The organism is Micromonospora sp. ATA51 (assembly GCF_016802855.1).
GTDB classification, from domain to species: Bacteria; Actinomycetota; Actinomycetes; order Mycobacteriales; family Micromonosporaceae; genus Micromonospora; species Micromonospora sicca.
Genome location: NZ_JAEVHJ010000006.1, coordinates 19,607 through 42,318 on the forward strand (window position 1 = coordinate 19,607; position 22,712 = coordinate 42,318).

A 22,712-nucleotide genomic window follows, 5' to 3' on the forward strand; every position below is an offset into this window, starting at 1 on the left:
CACCGGGCGGCTTCCGGGCCGACCGGCGGCGCGCACACGGCGAGGTCCACAGGCTGATCGAGTTGATGTCGTCGGAGACCGGTCGCCGCGGATCGCGGATCGCGTGCCGGTCGCCGTTGCTCGACATCCGGGCCAGACGGCTACCAGGACACCTGCCGGCCACCGTCCATCCGCACCGCCACCAAGGAGATAGAGCATGATCAGTAGATGCGTGAGGAGAGTGCCCGTCTGGTCGACCGTGGCCGCGCTGGTGGTGGGAGGAGTGGTCGGCCTGCCGTCCGCGGCGCACGCCGACACTCCGATCCTGCCGGGCAACGAAGGCGACGTCGGGCTCTACACCAACGGGCAGAGCCACGTCATGGAGATCGGGGACCCGGTCTACACCAACGTCGGCGAGGTTGCTGCGCAGCTCGCGCCCGGTGTGCCGTTCACCGCGACGAGCATGCACCAGTCGATCTTCGACAAGGATCTCGCGGCCGGCGGCACCGACTACTACCTCGACCGCGTGCTGGGTGTGCGGGGGACCCTCGGGTCGGCGGTGCTGATGACCAGGGGCCGCTCCCTGTACATGCGCGGCGCGAGCAACAACAACTTCACCACCATGGGCTTCGCCGGCAGCACCTACGTCGGCGGCCCCAACAACCTCGGCAACCTGTACACGGTCACCGTGCCCGGGCAGACGGTCACCGAGGTCAACGCGAACCGGTTCAACGCGCCGAGCCACGCCAAAGGCCGCTACACGATCGGCGCTACCGGAGTCACCGCCGATCTGACGAAGTTCATCACCTACGACAACGTCGCAGTCACCGCCATCGACTTCACCAACCCCGGCGGCTCGGCGGCGACGTTCACCGTCCGCGCCGACTCACCACTGGCGACCCAGGCCGGCGACGGCGGGGCCGAGCTCACCGGCACCCGCACCATCACCAGTGGCGCCAACAACGGCCTCGTCGACACCCCGTGGAACACCGTCACGATCGACCTCACCGGCGCCGGCTTCACCCGTAGCGGTGCCAACCTCGACCGCCAGATCACCGTGCCCGCCGGCGGCTCGGTGTCGCTGTCGGTCGTCGGCGCCGTCTCGTCGGCCACGCTGCGCAAGACGGTCGAGAGCTATCAGGAGTACGCCGCGATGCCGCCGGCCCAGGCCGTGCGCACCGGCATCACCGAGTTCAACCGCCAATGGGCCCAGGACATCCCCTACATCGACGTCCCCGATCCCGCCATCGAGAAGGCCATCGTCTACCGCTGGTGGGGCGAGCGCTACAACAGCCTCGACGCCAACGCACCCGGCTACGCCTACCAGTACCCCACGACCGTCGAGGGGGCGAACCTCTACCAGAACGCTATCGCGCTGACCCAGCCGATGCACCTGCAGGACACCAAGTGGCTGCGTACGCCCTACCTGCCGTACGGCCAGGTCCTCAACATCGGCGAGCTGTCCGGTTCTTCGGCGTTCCTCGACAGCCCCGGTCACACCAGCTGGAACAACCACTACTCGCAGTACATCGGCACCGCCGGGCTCGAGGCCTACAACGTGCATGGCGGGGGCAAGGAGATCGCCGGCAGGTTCGCGCACTACTTCGAGGGCGACGGCGTCGGTCAGCTCGAGCACTACGACGGCAACAAGAACAAGCTCATCGCCTACGACACCAACTACATGCCGGGCAACGACGCCGATGCCATCTCGTTCGGCTTCCCGAAGGCCAATGCCGGCGCCCCCGGCGCGCGCACGATCGAACGCCCCGAGTCGGCGTACGTGTGGGGCGCCCTCGACGCCGCCCGGCAGCTTTACCAGATCTCGGGCGCTGACCAGGCCAAGGTCGACGAGATGGCCACCGCCGCCAACGGCACCCGCGACGCGATCCTCAGCCAGCTGTGGAGCTCCGACATGCGGATGTTCCTGGCTCGCACATCCTACGGAGCCACCAGTGCGGCCAGCTCCAACGGCAAGGCCAACCCGTTGCCCGCGTCGGCCCGTGCCCTGATCCCGGCCAAGGAGTCGAACCTCTACGACGTCTACGCCGAGGATCTCATCCCGTTCGACCAGTGGCAGAACTACGTCGACGGGTTCCGCTTCCTCACCTACGGCGACAACTTCCCGATCTTCCCGTTCTACACCGCCAACCAGTACGACCGCGCGGCCTATGGGATCGGCGGCTCCAACAACTTCTCCAACATCAACTTCGCCGTGCAGTACCGCGGCGTTCGTTCCGCCCTGCGCCACTACGACCCGCAGCAGAAGTACATCACTCCGGCGTACGCCAAGCGGCTGCTGGACTGGATGGCCTGGAGCGTCTACCCGGGCGCGGACCTTCGCGTGCCGAACCAGGCGGAGTACTACTCCAACTGGAACCCGACCACGAAGACCTACAACCGCAACAACCCGAACCACGTGATGCTCGGGAACATGAACTACATCTTCGTCGAGGACATGGCGGGCCTCCAGCCGCGCTCCGACGACAAGATCGAGCTGTGGCCGATCAAGTTCGGCTACGACCACTTCATGGCCAACAACCTGCGCTACCACGGGCACGACGTCACGATCGTCTGGGACCCGGACGGCAGCAAGTACGGGCTCGGCGCCGGGTACAGCCTGTTCCTGGACGGCGAGAAGAAGGTCAGCACCAACGCGCTCGGCAAGCTCACCTACGACCCGAACACCAACGAGGTCCAGGCTGAGGACGGCGTGGCCGTCACCTTCACCGCGACGAGCAAGACCACGTTCCCGAGCGCGGTGGACACCCCGATCAAGGACGCCCGGGTCGTCTCCTACCTCAAGACGGCCGGCATCGACCTCACCGAGGACGCGCCCAACCTGGCGACCGGCGCCAAGCTCAGCTCCTCGTACACCCAGCAGGGCGCGCGGCCCACGCCGTGGCGGCAGTTCCACACGCCCGGCTGGAGCACCACCTCGATGAACTACACGCCGGGCGCGATCGCCGAGACCGAGCGGCCGGTGTCACTGTCCGCGGTGACCGACGGCGTGACCGCCAACGAGCCGTACTGGGGCAACTACGGCACCACCGACAAGAACGGCTACATCGAACTCGACCTGCAGTCGGCCAAGTCCTTCGACAACGTGAAGGCGACCTTCGTCAGCGACCGTCAGGCCGGCGGCTACCACGAGCCGGCGCGCTGGTGGGTCCAGGTGCCCGACGGCCACGGCGGCTGGAAGGCGTTGCCGGACCAGTTCAAGAACCCGGCCGCCTCGGCGCCGAAGTTCAACGAGGCGTTGTTCAAGACCGTGACGTCGGACAAGCTGCGGATCGCGTTCACGAACAGCCCGTCCTACTACACCGCGATCTCCGAGATCCAGGTGTTCAACTCCGGCCGCGAGGTGCCGCCCGTGGCCAACCAGGCGCCCGTGGTCACCGCCAGCCGCGACACCTCCGCGGACGGCAACGTGTCCACCCGTCTGGTCGGTACGGCCACCGACGACGGTGTCCCGTACGACAGCGAGCTCACCGTCGGCTGGGAGACCGTCTCCGCGCCGTCGGGCGCCAGCGTCATCTACTCCGACCAGCACGCCCAGGCCACCAAGGTGACCGGCACCGTACCCGGTGACTACGTGTTCCGGTTCTTCGCCAACGACGGCGACAAGCGCTCCGAGGTCACGGTGCCCGTGACCCTCACCAAGCGCGAGGTCACGGCGGAGTTCGGCGCGTCGGCGACGGTCACCACGAGCGGCACCGCGTCGTGGGAGAACCACAACCGGGTCAACGACCCCGGCACACCGAGCAGCTCGAACCCGGGGACCGGCAACGGTTGGGGCAACTGGGGCCAGCAGCAGAACGGCACCAGCCTCGCCCGGGCGGCGTGGATCCAGTACACCTGGAACTCGCCGGTGCGGCTGTCGTCGACCGACATCTACTGGTACGACGACAACGGCGGCACCCGCCGGCCGACGGCCACGACGTACGCCATCGAGACCTCCGAGGACGGCACCACCTGGACGCCGGTCACCCTCACCAACGGGTCGACGTACGCCGACGGGTTGGCCGTCAACGCCTACAACCACTTCAACTTCCAACCCATCAAGACCAGCCAACTGCGCATCCGCATCTGGGGTGTCCAGGGCAGCGGCGCGGGCACGGGCGTGCTGCGCTGGCGCGCCAACGGCGAGACCGTCGACTCGGTGCGCTCGCCGGTGCTCATGCGGACCACCGTGGGCCAGGTGCCGACCCTGCCCAGCAAGCTCGACGCGACCTTTGCGAGCGGTGCCCGCGACAAGGTCGAGTTCAGGTGGCAGGAGATCACGCCCGACATGGTGGCGGAGCCCAACGTCGACCCGTTCGTGGTCTACGGGACGAACGACGTCTACGGCCTGGTCGCCGAGGCCCGGATCTACGTCCGTCCGGAGACCGCCGAGCACGGCATCTCGATCCAGGGCGCCGAGACGTTCGCGCAGAAGGTGAAGGTGGGCGAGCTGCCCTACCTGCCCGACAAGGTGGAGGTCTCCTACAACGACGGCTCCCGTGACAACCAGGCCATCGGCGTCGACTGGCACTTCGACCGCAGCGTGGTCGACACGGCCGGCCGCTACACCATCGTTGGCGACCTGGACCTGCCCGACTACGTCAGCGAGGCCGGCACGACGAAGACGACGCTGACCCTCACCGTCGGCGACGACAAGGAGGCTCCGGCGACGACCCTGGCCTGGTCGCCGGCAGCGCCGAACGGCACCAACGGCTGGTACACGACGCTCCCGTCCTTCACGCTGTCCGCGAAGGATGCGTTCGCCGTGGCCAGGACGGAGTACCGGCTGGACGGCGGTGAGTGGACGGCCTACCCGGGCACTCCGGTCACGGTCGACCAGCAGGGCAGCCACCGGGTGGAGTTCCGCTCGACCGACGACAGCGGCAATGTCGAGGAGACGAAGGCCGCCACGGTCAAGGTCGACACGGTGGCACCGACGGCGAAGATCGACGCCACAATCGGCATCGTCTACTTCGGCTCGGTCCCGCCCGCCCCCACGTGCACCGCGAGCGATGCGGTCTCCGGGCGCGCGGGCTGCGTGGTCAGCGGCTACCGCACCGACGTCGGCACGCACACCCTCACCGCCACGGCGACCGACGCCGCCGGCAACGTGGGCACGGCCACGCAGACGTACACGGTGCTGCCGTGGACGCTGAAGGGCTTCGACGACCCGGTCCACATGGACGGCGTGGTCAACACGGTCAAGGGTGGCAGCACCGTGCCCTTGAAGTTCGAGATCTTCTCGAACACCACCGAGCTGACCGACCCCTCGCTCGTGACGATCAGCACCAAGCAGGTCACCTGCAGCAGCGGTGCCGCGACGAACGACATCGAGGCGGTCACCAGCGGTGCTACGTCACTGAGGTACGACTCGACCGCGGGCCAGTTCGTCTACAACTGGAAGACGCCGGCCACACCCGGCGCCTGCTACACGGTCACCGCCACGGCACGTGACGGGTCCAGCCTCACCGCCCTGTTCAACCTAAAGTAACGGTCGACAACTGCACGCGGAGGGGCTGCACGCGCAGTCCCTCCGCTGCCGTCCCCGCAGCTACCCCAGCTGCCGCACAGAGAACTGCCAGCTCGGGGTGTTCCTGGCCTACGCCGGCCGACAGGGGCGCACCTTGGTCGACCGGGAGTTGTATCTGCCGCAAGGCTGGTGCGCCGATGATGCCCGGTGGACCGAAGCCGCTGTACCGGCGGAGGTGCAGTTAGCGACCCAGCGCCCGCGCTGGCGAACTGGCCGCGGCGGCCCCCGCCCCGGCCTGGGAGGGGTGCAGCTGGGGCGCCGGTGGCAAGGGGCCCCGCCTGGCGTGGTGGCGGATCGACGAGCTCGAGCATGATTAAGGCTTGGCGCAGCACGCGGGAACGCTGGCCAAGCAGCTCAGGCTGCGCGCGGACATGATCGACGGGGAACTCGCCGACATCGCCAAGGACCAGGCGATCGTGGCCGACTCCCTCGCCCGCCTCGTCTCGAACACCCTCCACACCTTGCGCAAGGCCGAACGGTACTCGCGAGTGGCGACGAAGACCGGAGGCTGGGCCGGGAAGCAGATGCTCCGAGTTTCCTTCGAGCCACCTGCCAGCGACGCGGACCTCCGCACCTACGTCAACCGCATTGGAGCGGCGCATCGCCGATGGCGTCAAACCGGAAGGACTGCCGCTGCTCAAGGACGCCGTCCACGAGGCAGCCGGAACCCCGGTTTCACCGTCAAGGTCCTTAAACCCGCCCTGGACCTCGTGCCCACCACCGAGGACATCACCCCGGTCGGCAAGTGGTCCGGCGGAGAGAAGCTGACCGTCTGCGTCGCGCTCTACTGCACGATCGCGGCACTGCGCGCCGTCAACGCCGGACGCCGGGATCGCTCGGGGAGGGTGCTGCTGCTCGACAACCCGATCGGCCGTGCCTCACACGGCAGCCTCGTCGGCCTCCAACGAGCGGTCGCCACCGCACACAAGGTCCAGCTCGTGTACACCACCGAGGTGAAGACCCCGGTGCCGTGTCCCGGTTCCCCGACGTCATCCGGGTGGACAACCGCCCGGGCCGCACCCGGAACCGCTACATCCTCCCTGGACGACACGCTCGCCGACACCGACCAGCGACTCATCACCGGCGACCGCGTCGCACATGACGAATCGTCCAGCGGTGAGGGGAACCGTCCCCAGACGGAGGCGTCGACATGACAACGGCGCTCAATGACGTTATTGCCGCCTACCTCGCAGACCACTGACCTAAACTCAAGGCCGTTTGGTGATCAATAGTCCCGTTTTCGGTTGGGGTGTGGGTCGGGCGCGGGATGCAAAGAAGCTCCTGATAGGACATGGATTGACTAGATCAACATGTTCAATCAGGAGCTTCGGTGGCGGATTCTGCCATGGTGTCTGCTGGCCTGGTGCATCAGCCCGCTGACCAGCGGGAGGCGTTGCGGGCGGCGGTGCTCGCCGGCCCGGCCGGGTTCGGCGTGCTGGATGAGCGGGTGGCCGGCTGGTTGTGGCCGGTGCTGGCCGGTCCGGAGCTGATCGGGCGGGCGCAGGCCGAGGTGGGGCATGTCGATGGTCGGCGGCGGGTGCTGACCGGCGCGGTCACCGCGATGATCGTGCTCGGGTTGTGCCTGTTCCGGCGGGAGAGCGTCGGTGTGGTGACCGCTCGGGTGACCGAGCGGATCCCGCGGGTCCGGGTGGAGGGCGTGCCGAGCGGGTCGGCGGTGTCCAAGGCCCGGGCTCGGGTGCCGGCCGCGGTGTGGGAACAGCTGTTCCTGGCCGCCGCAGCCGACGCGCCGCCGGTGGGGGCCGAGTCGTACGCGTTCGGCCTGCTGGTGACCGCGATCGACGGCACGGTGTTCGACCTGGCCGACACGGCCGAGATGCGGGCCGGGTTCACCACCCCGACCAAGGGCCGGTTCCCGCAGGCGCGGATGGTCGCGTTGGTGGCCTGTGGCAACCGGTGGCTACTCGCGGCCCGGATCGCCTCGTCCGGTGTCAGCGAACAGGCCCTGGCCGACTCTCTGATCAGCAAGCTGCGGCCGGACACGATCAACCTCGCCGATCGCGGGTTCTTCTCGATGGACCGCTGGATCCGGGCCACCGCGACCGGGGCGCACCTGGTGTGGCGGGTCAAGAACGGCGCCCGGAGAGCCTGCCCGCCCGTCTGGACCGGACGCTGCCCGACGCCTCCGCGTGGGTCATGCTGCACGAGTCCGACCAGATGCTCGCTCGGTGCCGTAAAGCCGGTGGCGACAAGAGCCTGACCCGGCTGCAACCGGTGCTCGCCCGGCTGGTCGAGTTCACCGTGACCAGCCGAGACCGCAGCGGCCGACCGATCAAGACCAGCCGGTACCGGGTGTTGACCACCCTGCTCGACCACCGCCGCTACCCCGCCGACCAGATCGCCGCGCTCTACGCCGAACGCTGGCAGATCGAACTGACCTACGCGCGGTTGAAGGTCACGCTCCGTGAGCCCGGCACCCGCCTGCGCGGGCAGACCCCGGAACTGGCCTACCAGGAACTTTGGGCCCTGCTCACGGTCTACAACGCCCTCGTACGCCTCACCGTGACCACCGCGATCGACCTGAACGTCGACCCCGACCAGGTCAGCTTCACCACCGTGCTCGCCCTGACCCGCAACCTCCTCACCGCCGACCGCGGCCCCTGCGTCAACTGTGGACACCTCGACCCCGACCCCACCACCGCACTGATCACCGCCATCGCCGGCCAACCCCTCAACCGCCACGACCGGCAACGCAACGGACCCCCGCACACCCGCCCAACGCGAAACAGAACGTACCCGCGACGTCACGTACGGGATAACTATCACTCCGCCAGAATTACCCAAAACTACTAAAACGGCCAAAGTTTAGGTCAGTGCCTCGCAGACCATCAGGCAATCCGCGTACCGGTGGACGGCCTGCTACGGCATGCCACCGCCGCCGACCCGACGCTCGTCGTGTAAACGCCGCCTGAATCCTGATCATCGTGTTCCCTGCGTTCCGCAGCTTCGCTTCGATATAGTCCGCGAATATGGGGCTTGAGCTGGGCAAACGTCGGCAGGCCCGGTGGCATGGCGTGTCACTAGGCTGTGGTGTTCGTGCTGGTCAGGCGGTTGCGGGTGTCGCGTTGATGACGCGGGGCGGCTCGGTGATCTTCAGCTTGGCGAACAGGGCCTTCTGCGGTTGGGACAGCTCGGTGCGCTGGCAGAAGGTGCCGGCGGGGCCGGTGAACACGCCGACGTGCAGCCGCTCGACGTCTGCGCGGATCTTGGTCCAGGTGTGGCCGGTGCCGGTTTCGGCGACGCGGATGAGCAGCAGCGCCAGCCAGCAGAGCAGGATGTGGGCGCGGATGCGGTCTTCGCGGCGGTGGAACACCGGCCGCAGGTCGAGGGTGGTCTTCATGTCGCGCCAGCCGCGTTCGACCTCGAGGAGCTGCTTGTAGCCCAGGGCGATGTCCTCGGCGGAGAGCTTGGGGTCGGAGCAGCGCAGCAGGTACTTGCCGTCCAGGCGCTGCTCGGCCTTGACTGCGGCGGCGTCGATGCGCAGCAGCCCACCGGGGGTGACACGGAGGTAGCGGTTCAGGCCAGGCTTGGTGGAGATCACCCCGCGCAGCTCGGCGCGTTTCGTGGCGCTCAGCGTGTCCGAACCGTCGATCTTGTCGGTGAGCTGGGCGATCAGCCGTTCACGCACGGCGGCGTCACGCTGCGCGGCGTCGGGGTTGAAGCAGATCACGAACCGGTCGTCGGCGCCGATGTTGACTTCCTTGACCTGCAGGTTGTCGGCGACGGTGGCGTAGCGGCCCTGCCGGGCCAGGGCGGCGTCGGCCTCGGCGGTGCCGGCGCGCAGCTTCTCACCAAGGATGTAGCCGCCCGCGCCCTGCTGCAGGAACCTTCGGTTCTCGGCGGAGGCGAAGCCGCGGTCGGCGACCCAGACGACGCGGGCGAGGCTCCACTCGCGCATGTCGGTCTTGACCTGGCGGATCAGCGCCGAGTCGCTGGTGTTGCCCGGCCAGCACCACACCCGCACCGGGATGCCGGTGCGGGTGACGGCCATGCCGACCACGACTTGGGGCAGGTCGTCGCGGGAGTCCTTGCTCTTGCCGTGAGTGCGGAACCCGGCCTGCTTGACCGCCACCGGGTCGCCTTCGGCCACGACCGTGCCCTTGTCGTCGCGCCACAGCGGCTCGTCGGCCTCGTCGAGTTCGAAGTAGGTGCTGGTCGTGTCGAAGAACAGCAGGTCGACTTCCAGGTTGAGCAGGTCGGCGATCTGGTCGTAGACGGCCCGGGTCAGCGCGGGCTCCACCTCGATGAGCTGGTCCATCGCCCGGTAGCAGGCATCGTCGGTGACGTGCGGCAGGCCGGGCAGGTGCACGTCCCGGCAGACCCACTCGGACGCGGCCAGCTTCGACGACGGCGCCAGGGCCCGGTTCGCGACCAGCGCGAACAGCACCCGTTCCACGTCGACCTCGCGGCGGGCGGAACCCACCAGCGGCTGCAGGATCTTGTCGATGCGCAGCCACCGCCACAGGCCGTCGAGCAGCCACGCCCCGCCCAGCGGCCGTGACTCGACGAACGACAACCCCGCCGGCGCCGCCGCGGCCAGGGCGTCGGCCGGGTCCAGCAGCCGTGACAGCGCATCGACCAGGCGGCGGACCCCGGCGACGTCGAGCTGGTCCTCGCGGCCGAACGAGTACAGCACCCGCGTCTTGGACGCCTTCGCCACCGGATCCCACTCATTGTGGGCCAGCTGCAGGTAGCGGATCGTCTGCCCATCACGGGTCTTACGGGTCGACGCCTTCACGTACACGCGCCACACCGTACGCCGACTATGACGCCCAGATAAATCCCCAGCTAGACAAAGGCCAACCTCGGCCAGGCGTGTCACTAGGGGTTTTCGCCGTTCCCACCAGTCCGCAGCGCCCTGACCTGCACCTTCAGGCCCGAGAGCCGACTATATCGACGCGAACCTGCGGAACGCAGGCGAGCGGATCGGCCCAGGACCAGCCGAACAGGCTGTTCACCCCGAGACCGACGAGCAGGACCCCGGACAGGTACGTACACAGCAGGGTCTGCTTGGAGTCGGCGACGGCCGAGCGGGAGCCGAGTTCCCGGCCGGTGCGGCGCTGGGCGTACGACAGCACTGGCGTGATCGCCAGCGACAGCGCGGCGAGCACCAGGCCGACGCGGGAGTGTTCGGCCTCGGCGCCGCCGACCAGCGCGCGTACCGACTCTACGGTGACGTAGGCGGCGAGGGCGAAGAACGAGACCGCGATGATGCGCAGGGCGATCTTTTCCCGGGCCTCGGGATCCCGGGAGGCGAACTGCCACGCCAGCGCCGCCGCCGACGACACCTCGATGATCGAGTCGAGGCCGAAGCCGATCAGCGCGGTCGACGAGGCGATGGTGCCGGCCGTGATCGCCACCACGGCCTCGATGACGTTGTAGGTGATGGTGGCGGCGACCAGCAGCCGTACCCGGCGGGCGAGCACCTGGCGGCGCGCCGGCGACGGCCCCGCGGGAGCCAGGTCGATCAGGGGGCGATTCATCGGCAGCAGCCCTTCTCGGCGGAGTCCGGGCACGCGGCCGGGTCGACCGCCAGGACGAGGCCGAGCAGGTCGGTCAGGGCGTGCGCCAGCCGGGCGTCGGCCAACTCGTAGCGGGTGCGGCGGCCCTGCGGCACCGCGACCACCAGGCCACAGCCGCGCAGGCAGGACAGGTGGTTCGACAGGTTCTGCCGGGTCGTGCCCAGCAGCTCGGCCAGCTCCGCCGGATAGCCCGGCCCGTTCCGGAGCGCCAGCAGCAGCCGGGTTCGCGTCGGGTCGGACAGAGCGTGGCCGAAGCGGGCCAGCACCTGTCCGTGCAGCGATGTCTCCACGCCACGGACAGTACATCGTCCACTGTACGGAGAGAGGCGTCGGGATGTGCCGGTGACCTGAGAGCGGGCTACGGGGATGTTCGTCCAGTGACAGCGCTTTGACCCGGGATGTTGGGAATGGCCCGCGTAGACCTGGATTGGTCGAGCCGTGCGGGAGCGGTGATGGGCACACGTCGGTCACACGGATCGCGCCAAACGACCATCACCTCCAGCCCGGTTGGCGCTTGGTGGCACCGCATCGTCTCGTTGACCCTGTAGCGCCGCCATTGTTAGCGTTAACAAACCTCTTCCCCCCAGCGGGCTGGCACCCCTGCAAGGAGTATCAATTGAGATTGCGACAGCAAAGGTCGGGTCACAGGCTGAGTCGGAAGGGTAGAGGTGTCGCGGGCCTGGCCCTGGGCGCGCTTCTCTCGGTCTCGTTCGCACCGACGCCCTCGCACGCGGCCGGGGACACGCTCAACGATGGTCTGGTGCACCACTTCGCCCTCGACGAGACCAGCGGGACGACGCTGGTCAACTCGGGCAGCGCGGGCTCGGCGGCGAACGCCACGCTGGTGAATCCGGGGAAGGCGACCTTGACCGGGAAGGGAGTCAGGTTCAACCCCGACTCCTACGAGACCGCCCTCAACGGTGCGTACGTGGCGCTGCCGAAGGACATCACCGCCGGCATGTCGAACCTCACCGTCGACTACGACGTGTGGATCGACCCGGCGAACGTCGGCGAGCACCAGATGTGGAGCTTCGGCGCGAAGTCCGGCTCGTGCGACGCCGACACCGGCGCCCAGGGCTCCATCTTCGCGTCGAACACCCAGCGGTTCCGCGTCGCGGTGGGTTCGGCGAACCTCCAGCAGAACCGCGTCCGCATGCCCGAGGGGGCGTGGACGCACGTCACCTACACCCAGTCGCTGAACGCGAACGGCACGAGCTGGACCGGCAGGCTCTACGTCGACGGCGTGCTGCACGCGACGTCGACGAACCTGACCACGCCGCCGTCGGTGAACGCCGCGGGGACCAACTGCAACTTCCTGGCTCGCTCGCAGACGTCGGGCCACTACTCGTTCCGCGGGACGCTGCGGGACTTCCGGGTCTACGACCGGGCGGTGAGCGTCGACGAGACCCTCGCCCTGGCGGAGAAGACCGTCTCCACGGGCGTCCGCGCCGACGCCGAGGCCATCGACCTCGGCCTGACCAGTGCGATCGTACGCGACATCACCCTGCCCAAGGTGGGCTCCGTGGCGGGCTCGACCATCACGTGGACGAGTTCGGACCCGTCGGTCGTCGCGGTCTACACCCCGCCGGCCGTCGCCAGCGCCCGCAAGGTCGCGGTGACCGGCCGGATCACCCGCCCGGCGCAGGGGCAGCCGGACGCGAGGGCCACGCTCACGGCGACCGTCCGAAAGGGCGCCAACGAGGTCATCACCCGGGAGATCCCCGTCGTGGTGAAGGCCGAGTTCGACGACGCGCAGGCGGTCGACCGGGACAAGCTCGACCTCACCCTGTACGGCACCAACGACGTACGCGGAAACATCAACCTCCCGGCCAAGGGCGAGTTCGGCTCCACGATCACCTGGAAGTCGACCAGCGACCTCGTCACCCCGACCGGTAAGGTGACCCGCCCGGCCTTCGGCCGTCCGGATGTCGCCGCGACCCTGACGGCGACCATCACCAAGGGGTCAACCTCGCAGACGAAGTCGTTTCCGGTGACCATCACCGCCATGCCCCGCACCGAGGGATACGAGCGGTACTTCATGGGCTACTTCAAGGGTGAGGGAATCGCCGACGGCGAGCAGATCATGTTCGCCACGTCCAACGGGAACACCGCTCTGGACTGGACCGGTCTGACCGGAGGCCAGCCGTCGCTCATCTCTCAGCTGGGCGACCAGGGCCTCCGCGACCCGCACATCGTCCGCTCGCCCGACGGCGACACGTACTACATGATCGCCACCGACCTGAACTGGTACGACCAGGGCGGATACGCCATCAACGACACCCAGTACATCGAGGTGTTCGAGTCGCACGACCTCGTGCACTGGACTCCTCAGCGGCACGTGAAGGTCGCGCCCGACAACGCGGGCAACGCCTTCGCACCCGAGTCGCTGTGGGTCGACGAGATCGGCGCCTACGTCGTCTTCTGGGCGCAGTCGCTGTGGAACGACCCGGTGAACCGCACCGGTCAGGGGAACGCGCAGATGTGGTACGCCACGACGCGCGACTTCAAGACGTTCTCCGCTCCCAAGGTCTGGCAGAACCCGGCTCCCAAGTCGCGGATCGACACCACCGCGATCAAGGTCGGTGACTACTACTACCGGGTGACCAAGAACGAGGCCGGCAACCAGGGCTCGGACATCTTCTCGGAGAAGAACACCGACTTCGTGGACAGCAACATCGACAACTGGCAGCTGGTCGCTCCGGCTCTGGGCCGCACGACCTGGGTTGCCAACCAGGGCTATGAGGGGCCTGTCATCTTCAAGGCCAACCCCGGTGACACCTCCTGCCCCAACCAGTTCTACCTCTGGGGTGACCGCTACACGAACGGCGGTGGATACCAGGCCGCGTGCCACGAGAACATCGAGGCCCCGACCTGGAACGCCAAGTCGATCACGATGATCAACGCGGGTGTCGTCCGTCCGCGCCACGGCACCGTCATCCCGCTCACCCTCCGCGAGTGGAACGACATCCGCAAGATCCCGAACAGCGACGTCGCGACCACCACCGAGGTGGCTGTCCAGCCGTACGCGAGCGGGGCCCAGACGGCCACGGCCACCGCCACGGTCAAGGCCGCCGACGGGTTCGAGATCGGCGGTCAGGTGCGGTTCAGCGTCGGCTCGTGGTCGCAGCTCGCCTACCTGGACGACGGCGCGGCCACGGTCACGCTGCCGGCGGGTCTGCCCGCGGGCGCCCGGACGGTCAAGGCCGAGTACCTCGGCTTCGACTACCTGAAGGCGTCGGAAGGCGCGGCGTCGGTCAATGTGCCCGCCGGGCCGGCCGCCGTCACGGTCCACGCGAATGCCGCGCCGGCGTCGGTCGTCCGCGGGGACACGTTCAGCCTGAACGTGACCGTCGGGCCGGCGGGCGCGCAGAACCAGGAGGCTCCCGTCCCGACCGGCGAGGTCACCGTCACCTTCGGCGGTGCTGAGAAGGTCGTGCCGCTGGCGGACGGCGAGGCGATCGTCACCCTGCCGACCGCCGATCTGGCGCCCGGGAACTACAAGGTCCACGTCGCCTACTCCGGCAACCCGACCTACCAGCCCCACGCCGCCAACTACCAGAACCTGACGGTGCGGTAACGCGAGCACAGACAAGGAGCGGGCGAGATCGGTTGATCTCGCCCGCTCCCTGCGTACTGCTTCTGGCTAAGGGGTGATCATGCCCTTCGAGGCAGCCAGGTTGTAGTTCTCGCCGAACACGTTGAGCTCGTGGACGCCGACCTTGACGTTCTCGGTCGTACCCAGGATCTTCAGCCGGACCGCGTTCGTCAGCACCCGGTCGAAGGTGACGTAGTCGGCCGTGTAGGCGGTGGTGTTCGTGCTCCTGTCGACCAGCGGCCGCCACGTGTTCGTGGCGATGTCCTTGTATTCCAGCGTGTACTGCACCGCGTTGTCCTTGGTGAAGGTGCGGCCGAGTTCCTTCCACTCGGTCTGCGCGGCAGAGATGTGGAAGACGGTCCCGAAGCCCCTGATGTACGTGGGCGCGGTGTCGCCGTCAGCCGACGTCATCGGCATCGCCACCGACTTCACCGCCTGCACCGTGCTGCCGACCACCGCCGACGGCACCCCGCTGTGCGAGCTGCCGCAGTACGCCCGCCGGCCGCACGCGTACGTCAAGCTGTGGCGGCACCACGCCGCCCAGGGGCAGGCCGACCGGATCAACGAGCTGGCCCGCCGGCGCGGGGAGGCGTGGCTGCCGCGCTACGGCGGCCTGATCTCCTCCGAGTGGGAGTTCGCCAAGGCGTTGCAGGTCCTCGAGGAGGACCCGGAGGTGTACGCCGCCACCGAGCGCTGGGTGGAGGCCGCGGACTGGATCGTCTGGCAGCTCTGCGGCGGCTACGTCCGCAACGCCTGCACCGCCGGCTACAAGGGCATCCTGCAGGACGGGGCGTACCCGCCGCCGGACTTCCTCGCCGCGCTCAACCCCGGCTTCGAGCGGTTCGTGGTCGACAAGCTCGAGCACCCCGTCGGCCAGCTCGGCGAGGCGGCCGGCCGGCTCACCGCCGAGGCGGCCGCCTGGACCGGCCTGCCGGAGGGGATCGCGGTGGCCGTCGGCAACGTCGACGCCCACGTCACGGCGCCCGCCGCCCAGGCCACCGAGGCCGGTCGGATGGTGGCGATCATGGGCACCTCCACCTGCCACGTCATGTCGGCACCGTGCTGCGCGAGGTGCCCGGCATGTGCGGCGTCGTGGACGGCGGGATCATCCCCGGCCTGTGGGGCTACGAGGCCGGGCAGTCCGGCGTCGGTGACATCTTCGGCTGGTTCACTCGCACCGGCGTGCCGGCGGTGTACGCCGCCGAGGCGCAGGAGCGGGGCATCTCCGTGCACGAGCTGCTCACCGAGAAGGCGGCCCGCCAGGCGGTCGGTGAGCACGGGCTGCTCGCGCTCGACTGGCACAGCGGCAACCGCTCTGTCCTCGTCGACCACGAGCTGTCCGGGGTCGTCGTCGGGCAGACCCTGGCCACCCGCCCGGAGGACGTCTACCGGGCGCTGCTCGAGGCGACCGCCTTCGGCACCCGGGTCATCCTGGAGACGTTCCGGGCCAGCGGCGTGCCTGTCGAGGAGCTGGTCATCGCCGGTGGCCTGACGAAGAACCGGCTGCTCATGCAGATCTACGCCGACGTGACCCGGATGCCGCTGTCGGTCCTCGGCTCCGAGCAGGGGCCCGCACTCGGCTCGGCGATCCACGCCGCGGTGGCCGCCGGCGCGTACTCCGGCATCACCAGCGCGGCCAAGGCCATGGGGCGCGTCACCCGGGGCGCGTTCGTGCCCGACGAGGAGCGGGCTGCGGCCTACGACGCGCTGTTCGCCGAGTACCTGGTGCTGCACGACTGCTTCGGCCGGGGCGCGAACCCGGTCATGAAGCGGCTCAAGGAGATGCGGCGCTCCGCCCTGACCGCCGCCGGTCGAGAGGAGGCCTGAGACGTGACCGTCCTGACCGACGTCGACGTGACCATCCGGAACCTGCGCGAGGAGGTCTGCCGGCTGCACGCCCAGCTGACCCGCTACGAGCTGGTGGTGTGGACCGCGGGCAACGTGTCGGCCCGGGTACCTGGCCGGGACCTGCTGGTCATCAAGCCCAGCGGGGTGGCCTACGACGAGCTGACCCCGGAGAACATGGTGGTCTGCGACCTGCACGGCCGGGTCGTCGAGGGCGACCACGCGCCGTCGTCCGACACCGACGCCCAGGCATACGTCTACCGGCACATGCCACACGTCGGCGGGGTGGTGCACACCCACTCCACCTACGCCACCGCGTGGGCGGCCCGCGGCGAGCCGATCCCGTGCGTGCTCACCATGATGGCCGACGAGTTCGGCGGCGACATCCCGGTCGGCCCGTTCGCGCTCATCGGCGACGACTCCATCGGGCACGGGATCGTCGAGACCCTCGCCGGGAGCCGGTCCCCGGCGGTGCTCATGCGCAACCACGGCGTGTTCACGATCGGCAAGTCGGCCAAGGCCGCCGTCAAGGCCGCCGTGATGTGCGAGGACGTCGCTCGTACCGTCCACATCGCGCGTCAGCTCGGCCGGCCGCCGCCGATCGCCGAGCGGGACGTCGACTCCCTGTTCGACCGCTACCAGAACGTCTACGGCCAGCGCTGACCGGCGCCGGCCACCCCGAGGAGACCTCCCATGTCCGCTGATCCCCACCACGCCCCCGAGCTGTGGTTCCTGACCGGCAGCCAGCACCTCTACGGCGAGGAGACGCTGCGCCAGGTGGCCGAGCAGTCGCAGGCCATCGCCAAGCAGCTCGACGGCAGCGGCGCCCTGCCCGCCAGGGTGGTCTGGCAGCCGGTCCTCACCGACGCGGCCGCCATCCACGCCCGGGTGCTGGAGGCCAACGCCGCGGCCCGCTGCGTCGGCGTGATCACCTGGATGCACACCTTCTCGCCGGCGAAGATGTGGATCGCGGGCATGGACGCGCTGCGCAAGCCGATGCTGCACCTGCACACCCAGGCGGGCGCCGAACTGCCGTGGTCCACCATCGACATGGACTTCATGAACCTGAACCAGGCCGCCCACGGCGACCGGGAGTTCGGCTTCATCACCGCCCGGCTCGGCGTCGCCCGCAAGATCGTCGCGGGGCACGTCAGCAACCCGGCCATCGTCGAGCGGGTCGCCGCCTGGGCCCGCGCCGCCCTGGGCGCGCACGAGCTGCGGACGCTGCGCCTGGCCCGGTTCGGCGACAACATGCGCGACGTCGCCGTCACCGAGGGCGACAAGGTCGAGGCGCAGCTGCGCTTCGGGGTCTCGGTCAACACGTACGGGGTCAACGAGCTGGTCGACGTCGTCGACCAGACCCCCGACGCGGCGGTGGACGACCTGGTGGGGGAATACCTGGACGCCTACGACGTCGCGGCCGAGCTGCGCCCCGGCGGGGACCGGCACGAGTCACTCCGCTACGGCGCCCGGATCGAGGCCGGCCTGCGGACCTTCCTCACCGACGGCGGGTTCAAGGCCTTCACCACCAACTTCGAGGACCTGGGCGGGCTGCGGCAACTGCCCGGCCTGGCCGTGCAGCGGCTGATGGCCGACGGCTACGGGTTCGGCGGCGAGGGCGACTGGAAGACCTCGGTGCTGCTCCGCACCACCAAGGCGATGGCGGCCGGCCGGGCCGGCGGCACCAGCTTCATGGAGGACTACACCTACCACCTGGTGCCCGGGCAGGAGAAGATCCTCGGCGCGCACATGCTCGAGGTCTGCCCCACCATCGCCGGGCAGAAGCCCACCCTGGAGATCCACCCGCTCGGCATCGGCAACCGCGAGGACCCGGTCCGGCTGCGCTTCACCGCCGCCCCCGGCCCGGCCGTGGTGGTGGGCATCAGCGACCTGGGCGAGCGGTTCCGGCTGACCCTCAACGAGGTCGACGTCGTGGAGCCCGACGCGGCGCTGCCCAAGCTGCCCGTCGCGTGCGCCGTCTGGAAGCCCCAGCCCACCCTGTCGACCTCGGCCGAGTGCTGGCTGCTCGCCGGTGGGCCGCACCACACGGTGCTGTCCACGGCGGTGGGCACCGCCGAGTTCCGCGACCTGGCCGAGATGCTGGGCACCGAACTGGTCGTCATCGACGCCGGCGCCACCCCCGAGAACATCCGGCGTGAGCTGCGGTGGAGCGCCGCTTACCACCGCCTCGCGGCCCGGCTGTAGCCCTCGGCCCGCACCGACTCCGGTGGCGCTGGTGTCCGGAACCCCGCCAGCGCCACCGGACCCAGCCCGCACCCCGGCCAGCCCCAGGAGACCCCATGCCCACCGCACGGTTCGGGACGATGCCCGACGGACGCGACGTCACGGCGTACACCCTGGGTGGGGGGTCCGGGCTGGAGCTCACCGTGCTCGACCTCGGCGCCACCGTGCAGCGACTGCGGATGCCATCTCGGGACGGGCAGCGCGTCGACGTGGTGCTCGGCTACTGCGACGTGGCGTCCTACCTGTCCCCGCGCAACCCTTACCTGGGCGCGACCGTGGGCCGGTACGCCAACCGCATCGCCGGCGGCCGCTTCACCCTCGACGGGACCACGTATCCGCTCACCACCAACGAGGGCGGCACCTGCCTGCACGGCGGCACGGACGGCTTCCACCTGCGGCTGTGGACCGTCGTCGAGCAGGCCGCCGACGCCCTCACCCTGGAACTCGTCAGCCCCGACGGCGACCAGGGGTTCCCCGGCGAGTTGACGGCCCGCGCCGGCTACCGGGTGACGGCGGACACCGTCACCGTGGAGCTCTCCGCGACCTGCGCCGCGCCGACCGTGGTCAGCCTGACCAACCACGCCTACCTCAACCTCGCCGGGTCGGGCAGCGTCGACGACCACCTGCTGACCGTGGACGCCGACGCCTACCTGCCGGTCGACGACCGGGCCATCCCGCTCGGACGCCTGGAACCCGTCGCGGGAACGCCGTTCGACCTCACCGCGCCGGCCGCGATCGGCGACCGGACCCGCCGCAACCACCCGCAGGTCCTGGGGGCGGCCGGCATCGACCACGCCTACCACCTGCGGGGCGACGGCATGCGCCGGGCGGCGCGGCTGGAGCACCCGGCCAGCGGACGCTACCTCGAGGTGAGCACCGACCAGCCGTCACTTCAGGTGTACGCCGGCAACCGCCTCGACGGCACCCTGGTGGGCCGCGACGGCGCGCTGCTGCGGCAGGGGGACGCCGTCGCGCTGGAGACCCAGCGGTACCCGGAGGCCCCGAACCAGCCCGCGCTCCCCTCGCCGGTGCTGCGGCCCGGCGAGACGTACCGCTCGGTCACCACCTGGCGGCTCGGCGCCCGCTGACGTCCCGCCGGGTCCGGCAGCTCACCGGGCGGCGCCTGCCCGCCGCTTGTTGTAGATGTCGAACGCCACGGCCAGCAGCAGCACCAGGCCCTTGACCACCGACTGGGTGGACTGCTCGACGCCCATCAGCTGCATGCCGTTGCTCATCACCGCCATGATCAGGCCGCCGACCATGGCGCCGACGACGGTGCCCACGCCACCGGCGACCGCCGCGCCGCCGATGAACGCCGCCGCGATCGCGTCCAGCTCGAACATGTTGCCGGCGGCGGGCTGGGCGCCGTTGGCCCGGGAGGAGTAGATGACCCCGGCGACCCCGGCGAGGAAGCCCATGTTGACGAAGAGCCAGAAGTTCACCGTGCGGACCTTGACCCCGGACAGCATCGCGGCCGGAAGGTTGCCGCCGATCGCATAGACCTGGCGACCGAACACGGTGCGCCGGGTCATCAGCCCGTAGCCGAGCACCAGCACCGCCAGGATGATCAGCACGATCGGCAGGCCGCGCGCGTGGGCCAACTGCCAGGCGAAGTACATGACGATCGCGCCGACCAGCACCACCCGCGCCACGAACAGCGGGAACGACTCGACCGGCTGCTGGTAGCGGATCCGGGCGACCCGGGTGCGGAACTGGCCGACCGCGTAGCCCGCCACGGCGAGGGCCGCGATGAGCAGGGTGAAGGCGTCGTAGCCCTGGCCGCCGATCAGGCCGTTGAGGAAGCCGTTCGCGACCCGCTGGTATTCCGCCGGGAACGGCGACAGCGAGATGTTGTCGAGCACCCGCAGCGTGAGCCCGCGGAACAGCAGCATGCCGGCGAGGGTGACGATGAACGCCGGCATGCCGACGTAGGCCACCCAGAAGCCGTGCCAGGCCCCCACCGCGACGCCGACCGCGAGAGCGGCGAGCACGCCGAGCCACCAGGGCTGGCCCTGCTGGATGACCAGCACGGCGGAGACCGCGCCGGTGAGCGCGACCACCGATCCCACCGACAGGTCGATGTGGCCGGCGATGATCACGATGACCATGCCGATGGCGAGCACGAGGATGTACGAATACTGCAGGACGATGTTCGTGATGTTGCCCGGGCTCAGCGACACCCCGTCGGTCAGGATCGCGAACAGCGCCACGATGACGACGAACGCGACATAGATGCCGCTCTGCCGCAGGTTGCGCATGATCAGCGTACGGGGGTCGCTGGTCCCGGTGTGCAGCGCGGCGGCCGGGGCGCTCTCCGACGCCGTGCGCTCCGACGCGGCGGGCTTGGTGCTGGTCATCGGGAGGGCTCCTTCTCCTTCGTCATGAGCGCCATGAGGTTCTCCTGGGTCGCCTCGGACACCGCGATCTCGCCGGTGATCCGGCCGGCGGAGAGCGCGTAGATGCGGTCGCACATGCCGATGAGCTCCGGCAGCTCGGACGAGATGAGGACGACTGCTCTGCCGTCGGCGACCAGCCGATTGATGATCGTGTAGATCTCGAACTTCGCGCCGACGTCGATGCCCCGGGTGGGTTCGTCCAGGATGAGCACGTCCGGGTCGGTGAACAACCACTTGGACAGGACGACCTTCTGCTGGTTGCCGCCGGAGAGCTTGCCCACCGCCGACATCACGCTGGGCGTCCTGATGTTCATGCTCCGTCGGCTCTGCTCGGCGACCCGGATCTCCTCGTTGCCGTCGACCCAGCCGGCCCGGGACAGCTTGCCGAGCGCCGCCGCGGAGACGTTGCGGCACACGTCCGCGATCAGGTTGAGGCCGTACCGCTTGCGGTCCTCCGTGACGTACGCGATGCCGTTGCGGATCGCCTCGGCCACCGTGCGCGTCCGGACCTGCCGGCCGTGCATGAACACCCGGCCCCTGATGTCCCGCCCGTACGAGCGGCCGAACACGCTCATCGCCAGCTCGGTGCGCCCCGCGCCCATCAGCCCGGCGATGCCGACCACCTCACCGGCCCGGACGTTCAGGGTGACGGCGTCGACCACGTTGCGGTCCTGCACCGGATGTCGCACCGTCCAGTTCTCGATCCGCAGCACCTCGGCGCCCGGCGACGGCGTCCGGTCGGGATAGAAGCTGTCCAGGTCGCGGCCGACCATGCCGCGGATGATCCGGTCCTGGGTGACGTCCCCGGCGCGCATGTCCAGCGTCTCGACGGTACGGCCGTCGCGCAGGACGGTGGTGGAGTCGGCGATGGCGGTGATCTCGTTGAGCTTGTGGGAGATCAGGATGCAGGTGATCCCCCGGTCGCGCAGCCGGCGCAGCAGGTCCAGCAGGTGCGCCGAATCGATGTCGTTGAGGGCGGCGGTCGGCTCGTCCAGGATCAGCAGGCGTACGTCCTTGGACAGCGCCTTGGCGATCTCCACCAGTTGCTGCTTGCCGACGCCGAGCTGGATGACCGGCGTGACCGGGTTCTCGGCGAGACCGACCGAGTCGAGCAGGGCGGCGGCCTCGGCGTTGGTGCGGTTCCAGTCGATGAGCCCACCGGCGCCGCGCCGCTCGTTGCCCAGGAAGATGTTCTCGGCGACCGACAGGTACGGCACCAGGGCCAACTCCTGGTGGATGATCACGATGCCGATGGCCTCGCTGTCCCGGATGCCGTGGAACCGCACCGGCTTGCCGTCGACCAGGATCTCGCCGACGTAGCTGCCGGCCGGGTGGACGCCCGACAGCACCTTCATCAGGGTGGACTTGCCCGCGCCGTTCTCGCCGCAGATGGCGTGGATCTCACCGCGCCGGACGGTGAGCGACACGTCCCGCAGCGCGGTCACGCCGGGGAAGGTCTTGGTGATGTCGCGCATCTCGAGGATGGTGTCGTCCATGGCTGCGTGTCCTCGTCGTCTGGGTCGTACGCGAACGCTCCGGGCCTCGGCGGGCCCGGCGGTGGCGGTCACCGCCGGGCCCGACCG

General features: G+C 69.5%; 16 protein-coding genes and 1 pseudogene. 10 read left to right on the forward strand and 7 right to left on the reverse strand.

The genetic code is table 11. The annotated features are described in order from the left end of the window. Nucleotides 1-196 precede the first annotated feature (196 nt). The 5 genes from JNW87_RS02300 to JNW87_RS02320 all read left to right on the forward strand — a co-directional run bounded on the left by JNW87_RS02300 (nucleotide 197) and on the right by JNW87_RS02320 (nucleotide 8,320). Nucleotides 197-5,470 carry a PxKF domain-containing protein gene (locus tag JNW87_RS02300; protein ID WP_238452866.1) on the forward strand — a complete coding sequence of 1,758 codons (5,274 nt, stop codon included), beginning with the start codon at nucleotides 197-199 and terminating at the stop codon, nucleotides 5,468-5,470. Nucleotides 5,471-5,495: 25 nt separating this feature from the next. Further along, nucleotides 5,496-5,822: a transposase gene (locus tag JNW87_RS02305; RefSeq protein WP_375373450.1), complete on the forward strand. Its 327-nt coding sequence runs from the start codon at nucleotides 5,496-5,498 to the stop codon at nucleotides 5,820-5,822. Between the two features lie 7 nt (nucleotides 5,823-5,829). After that, a complete protein-coding gene (locus JNW87_RS02310; protein ID WP_146231045.1) occupies nucleotides 5,830-6,663 on the forward strand; it encodes a hypothetical protein in 834 nt (277 codons plus the stop codon). A 176-nt stretch (nucleotides 6,664-6,839) separates the two neighbouring features. Continuing rightward, entirely contained in the window at nucleotides 6,840-7,727 is an 888-nt protein-coding gene (locus tag JNW87_RS02315) for a transposase domain-containing protein (RefSeq protein WP_146231044.1), read from the forward strand. After that, the gene (locus JNW87_RS02320) at nucleotides 7,685-8,320 is read left to right on the forward strand and encodes a transposase (protein ID WP_161557815.1); all 636 of its coding nucleotides are present in this window, start codon (nucleotides 7,685-7,687) and stop codon (nucleotides 8,318-8,320) included. Before JNW87_RS02315 ends, JNW87_RS02320 begins: the two co-directional genes overlap by 43 nt. Nucleotides 8,321-8,570: 250 nt before the next feature. On the opposite strand, the gene JNW87_RS02325 is transcribed toward JNW87_RS02320, so the two are convergent. The 3 genes and pseudogenes from JNW87_RS02325 to JNW87_RS02335 form a co-directional block, all read right to left on the reverse strand. Further along, a complete protein-coding gene (locus JNW87_RS02325) occupies nucleotides 8,571-10,349 on the reverse strand; it encodes an IS1634 family transposase (RefSeq protein ID WP_238452867.1) in 1,779 nt (592 codons plus the stop codon). An 88-nt stretch (nucleotides 10,350-10,437) separates the two neighbouring features. Next, nucleotides 10,438-11,010 (reverse strand): annotated as a pseudogene (locus tag JNW87_RS02330) (cation transporter); the annotation flags it as partial. Beyond that, a complete protein-coding gene (locus JNW87_RS02335) occupies nucleotides 11,007-11,339 on the reverse strand; it encodes a helix-turn-helix transcriptional regulator (protein ID WP_109801546.1) in 333 nt (110 codons plus the stop codon). The pseudogene JNW87_RS02330 and the gene JNW87_RS02335, both read right to left, overlap by 4 nt. Before the next feature lie 470 nt (nucleotides 11,340-11,809). On the opposite strand from JNW87_RS02335, the gene JNW87_RS02340 reads away from it, so the two are divergent. Further along, nucleotides 11,810-14,626 (forward strand): immunoglobulin-like domain-containing protein, encoded by a 2,817-nt coding sequence (locus tag JNW87_RS02340; RefSeq protein WP_109801545.1) that lies wholly within the window; start codon nucleotides 11,810-11,812, stop codon nucleotides 14,624-14,626. A 66-nt stretch (nucleotides 14,627-14,692) separates the two neighbouring features. On the opposite strand, the gene JNW87_RS02345 is transcribed toward JNW87_RS02340, so the two are convergent. Continuing rightward, entirely contained in the window at nucleotides 14,693-15,163 is a 471-nt protein-coding gene (locus JNW87_RS02345) for a hypothetical protein (protein ID WP_238452876.1), read from the reverse strand. A 246-nt stretch (nucleotides 15,164-15,409) separates the two neighbouring features. Next, nucleotides 15,410-15,694, reverse strand: a complete 285-nt coding sequence (locus tag JNW87_RS40385) for a hypothetical protein (RefSeq protein WP_309233880.1) — start codon at nucleotides 15,692-15,694, stop codon at nucleotides 15,410-15,412. A gap of 30 nt (nucleotides 15,695-15,724) precedes the next feature. Between JNW87_RS40385 and JNW87_RS40390 the strand changes: the two genes are divergently transcribed. The 4 genes from JNW87_RS40390 (at nucleotide 15,725) to JNW87_RS02365 (ending at nucleotide 19,821) form a co-directional block, all read left to right on the forward strand. Next, nucleotides 15,725-16,471 (forward strand): FGGY-family carbohydrate kinase, encoded by a 747-nt coding sequence (locus JNW87_RS40390; protein WP_309233881.1) that lies wholly within the window; start codon nucleotides 15,725-15,727, stop codon nucleotides 16,469-16,471. 3 nt (nucleotides 16,472-16,474) lie between these two features. Then, nucleotides 16,475-17,152, forward strand: a complete 678-nt coding sequence (locus JNW87_RS02355; RefSeq protein ID WP_109801542.1) for an L-ribulose-5-phosphate 4-epimerase — start codon at nucleotides 16,475-16,477, stop codon at nucleotides 17,150-17,152. 30 nt (nucleotides 17,153-17,182) lie between these two features. Next, a complete protein-coding gene (gene araA / locus JNW87_RS02360) occupies nucleotides 17,183-18,694 on the forward strand; it encodes an L-arabinose isomerase (protein WP_109801541.1) in 1,512 nt (503 codons plus the stop codon). 95 nt (nucleotides 18,695-18,789) lie between these two features. Continuing rightward, nucleotides 18,790-19,821, forward strand: a complete 1,032-nt coding sequence (locus JNW87_RS02365) for an aldose epimerase family protein (protein ID WP_109801540.1) — start codon at nucleotides 18,790-18,792, stop codon at nucleotides 19,819-19,821. 21 nt (nucleotides 19,822-19,842) lie between these two features. Here JNW87_RS02365 and mmsB read toward each other — a convergent pair whose 3' ends face one another. After that, nucleotides 19,843-21,090 carry a multiple monosaccharide ABC transporter permease gene (mmsB, locus tag JNW87_RS02370; protein ID WP_109801539.1) on the reverse strand — a complete coding sequence of 416 codons (1,248 nt, stop codon included), beginning with the start codon at nucleotides 21,088-21,090 and terminating at the stop codon, nucleotides 19,843-19,845. Beyond that, the gene (gene mmsA / locus JNW87_RS02375) at nucleotides 21,087-22,625 is read right to left on the reverse strand and encodes a multiple monosaccharide ABC transporter ATP-binding protein (RefSeq protein ID WP_109801538.1); all 1,539 of its coding nucleotides are present in this window, start codon (nucleotides 22,623-22,625) and stop codon (nucleotides 21,087-21,089) included. The genes mmsB and mmsA overlap by 4 nt, the downstream gene beginning before the upstream one ends. Nucleotides 22,626-22,712: the final 87 nt, after the last annotated feature.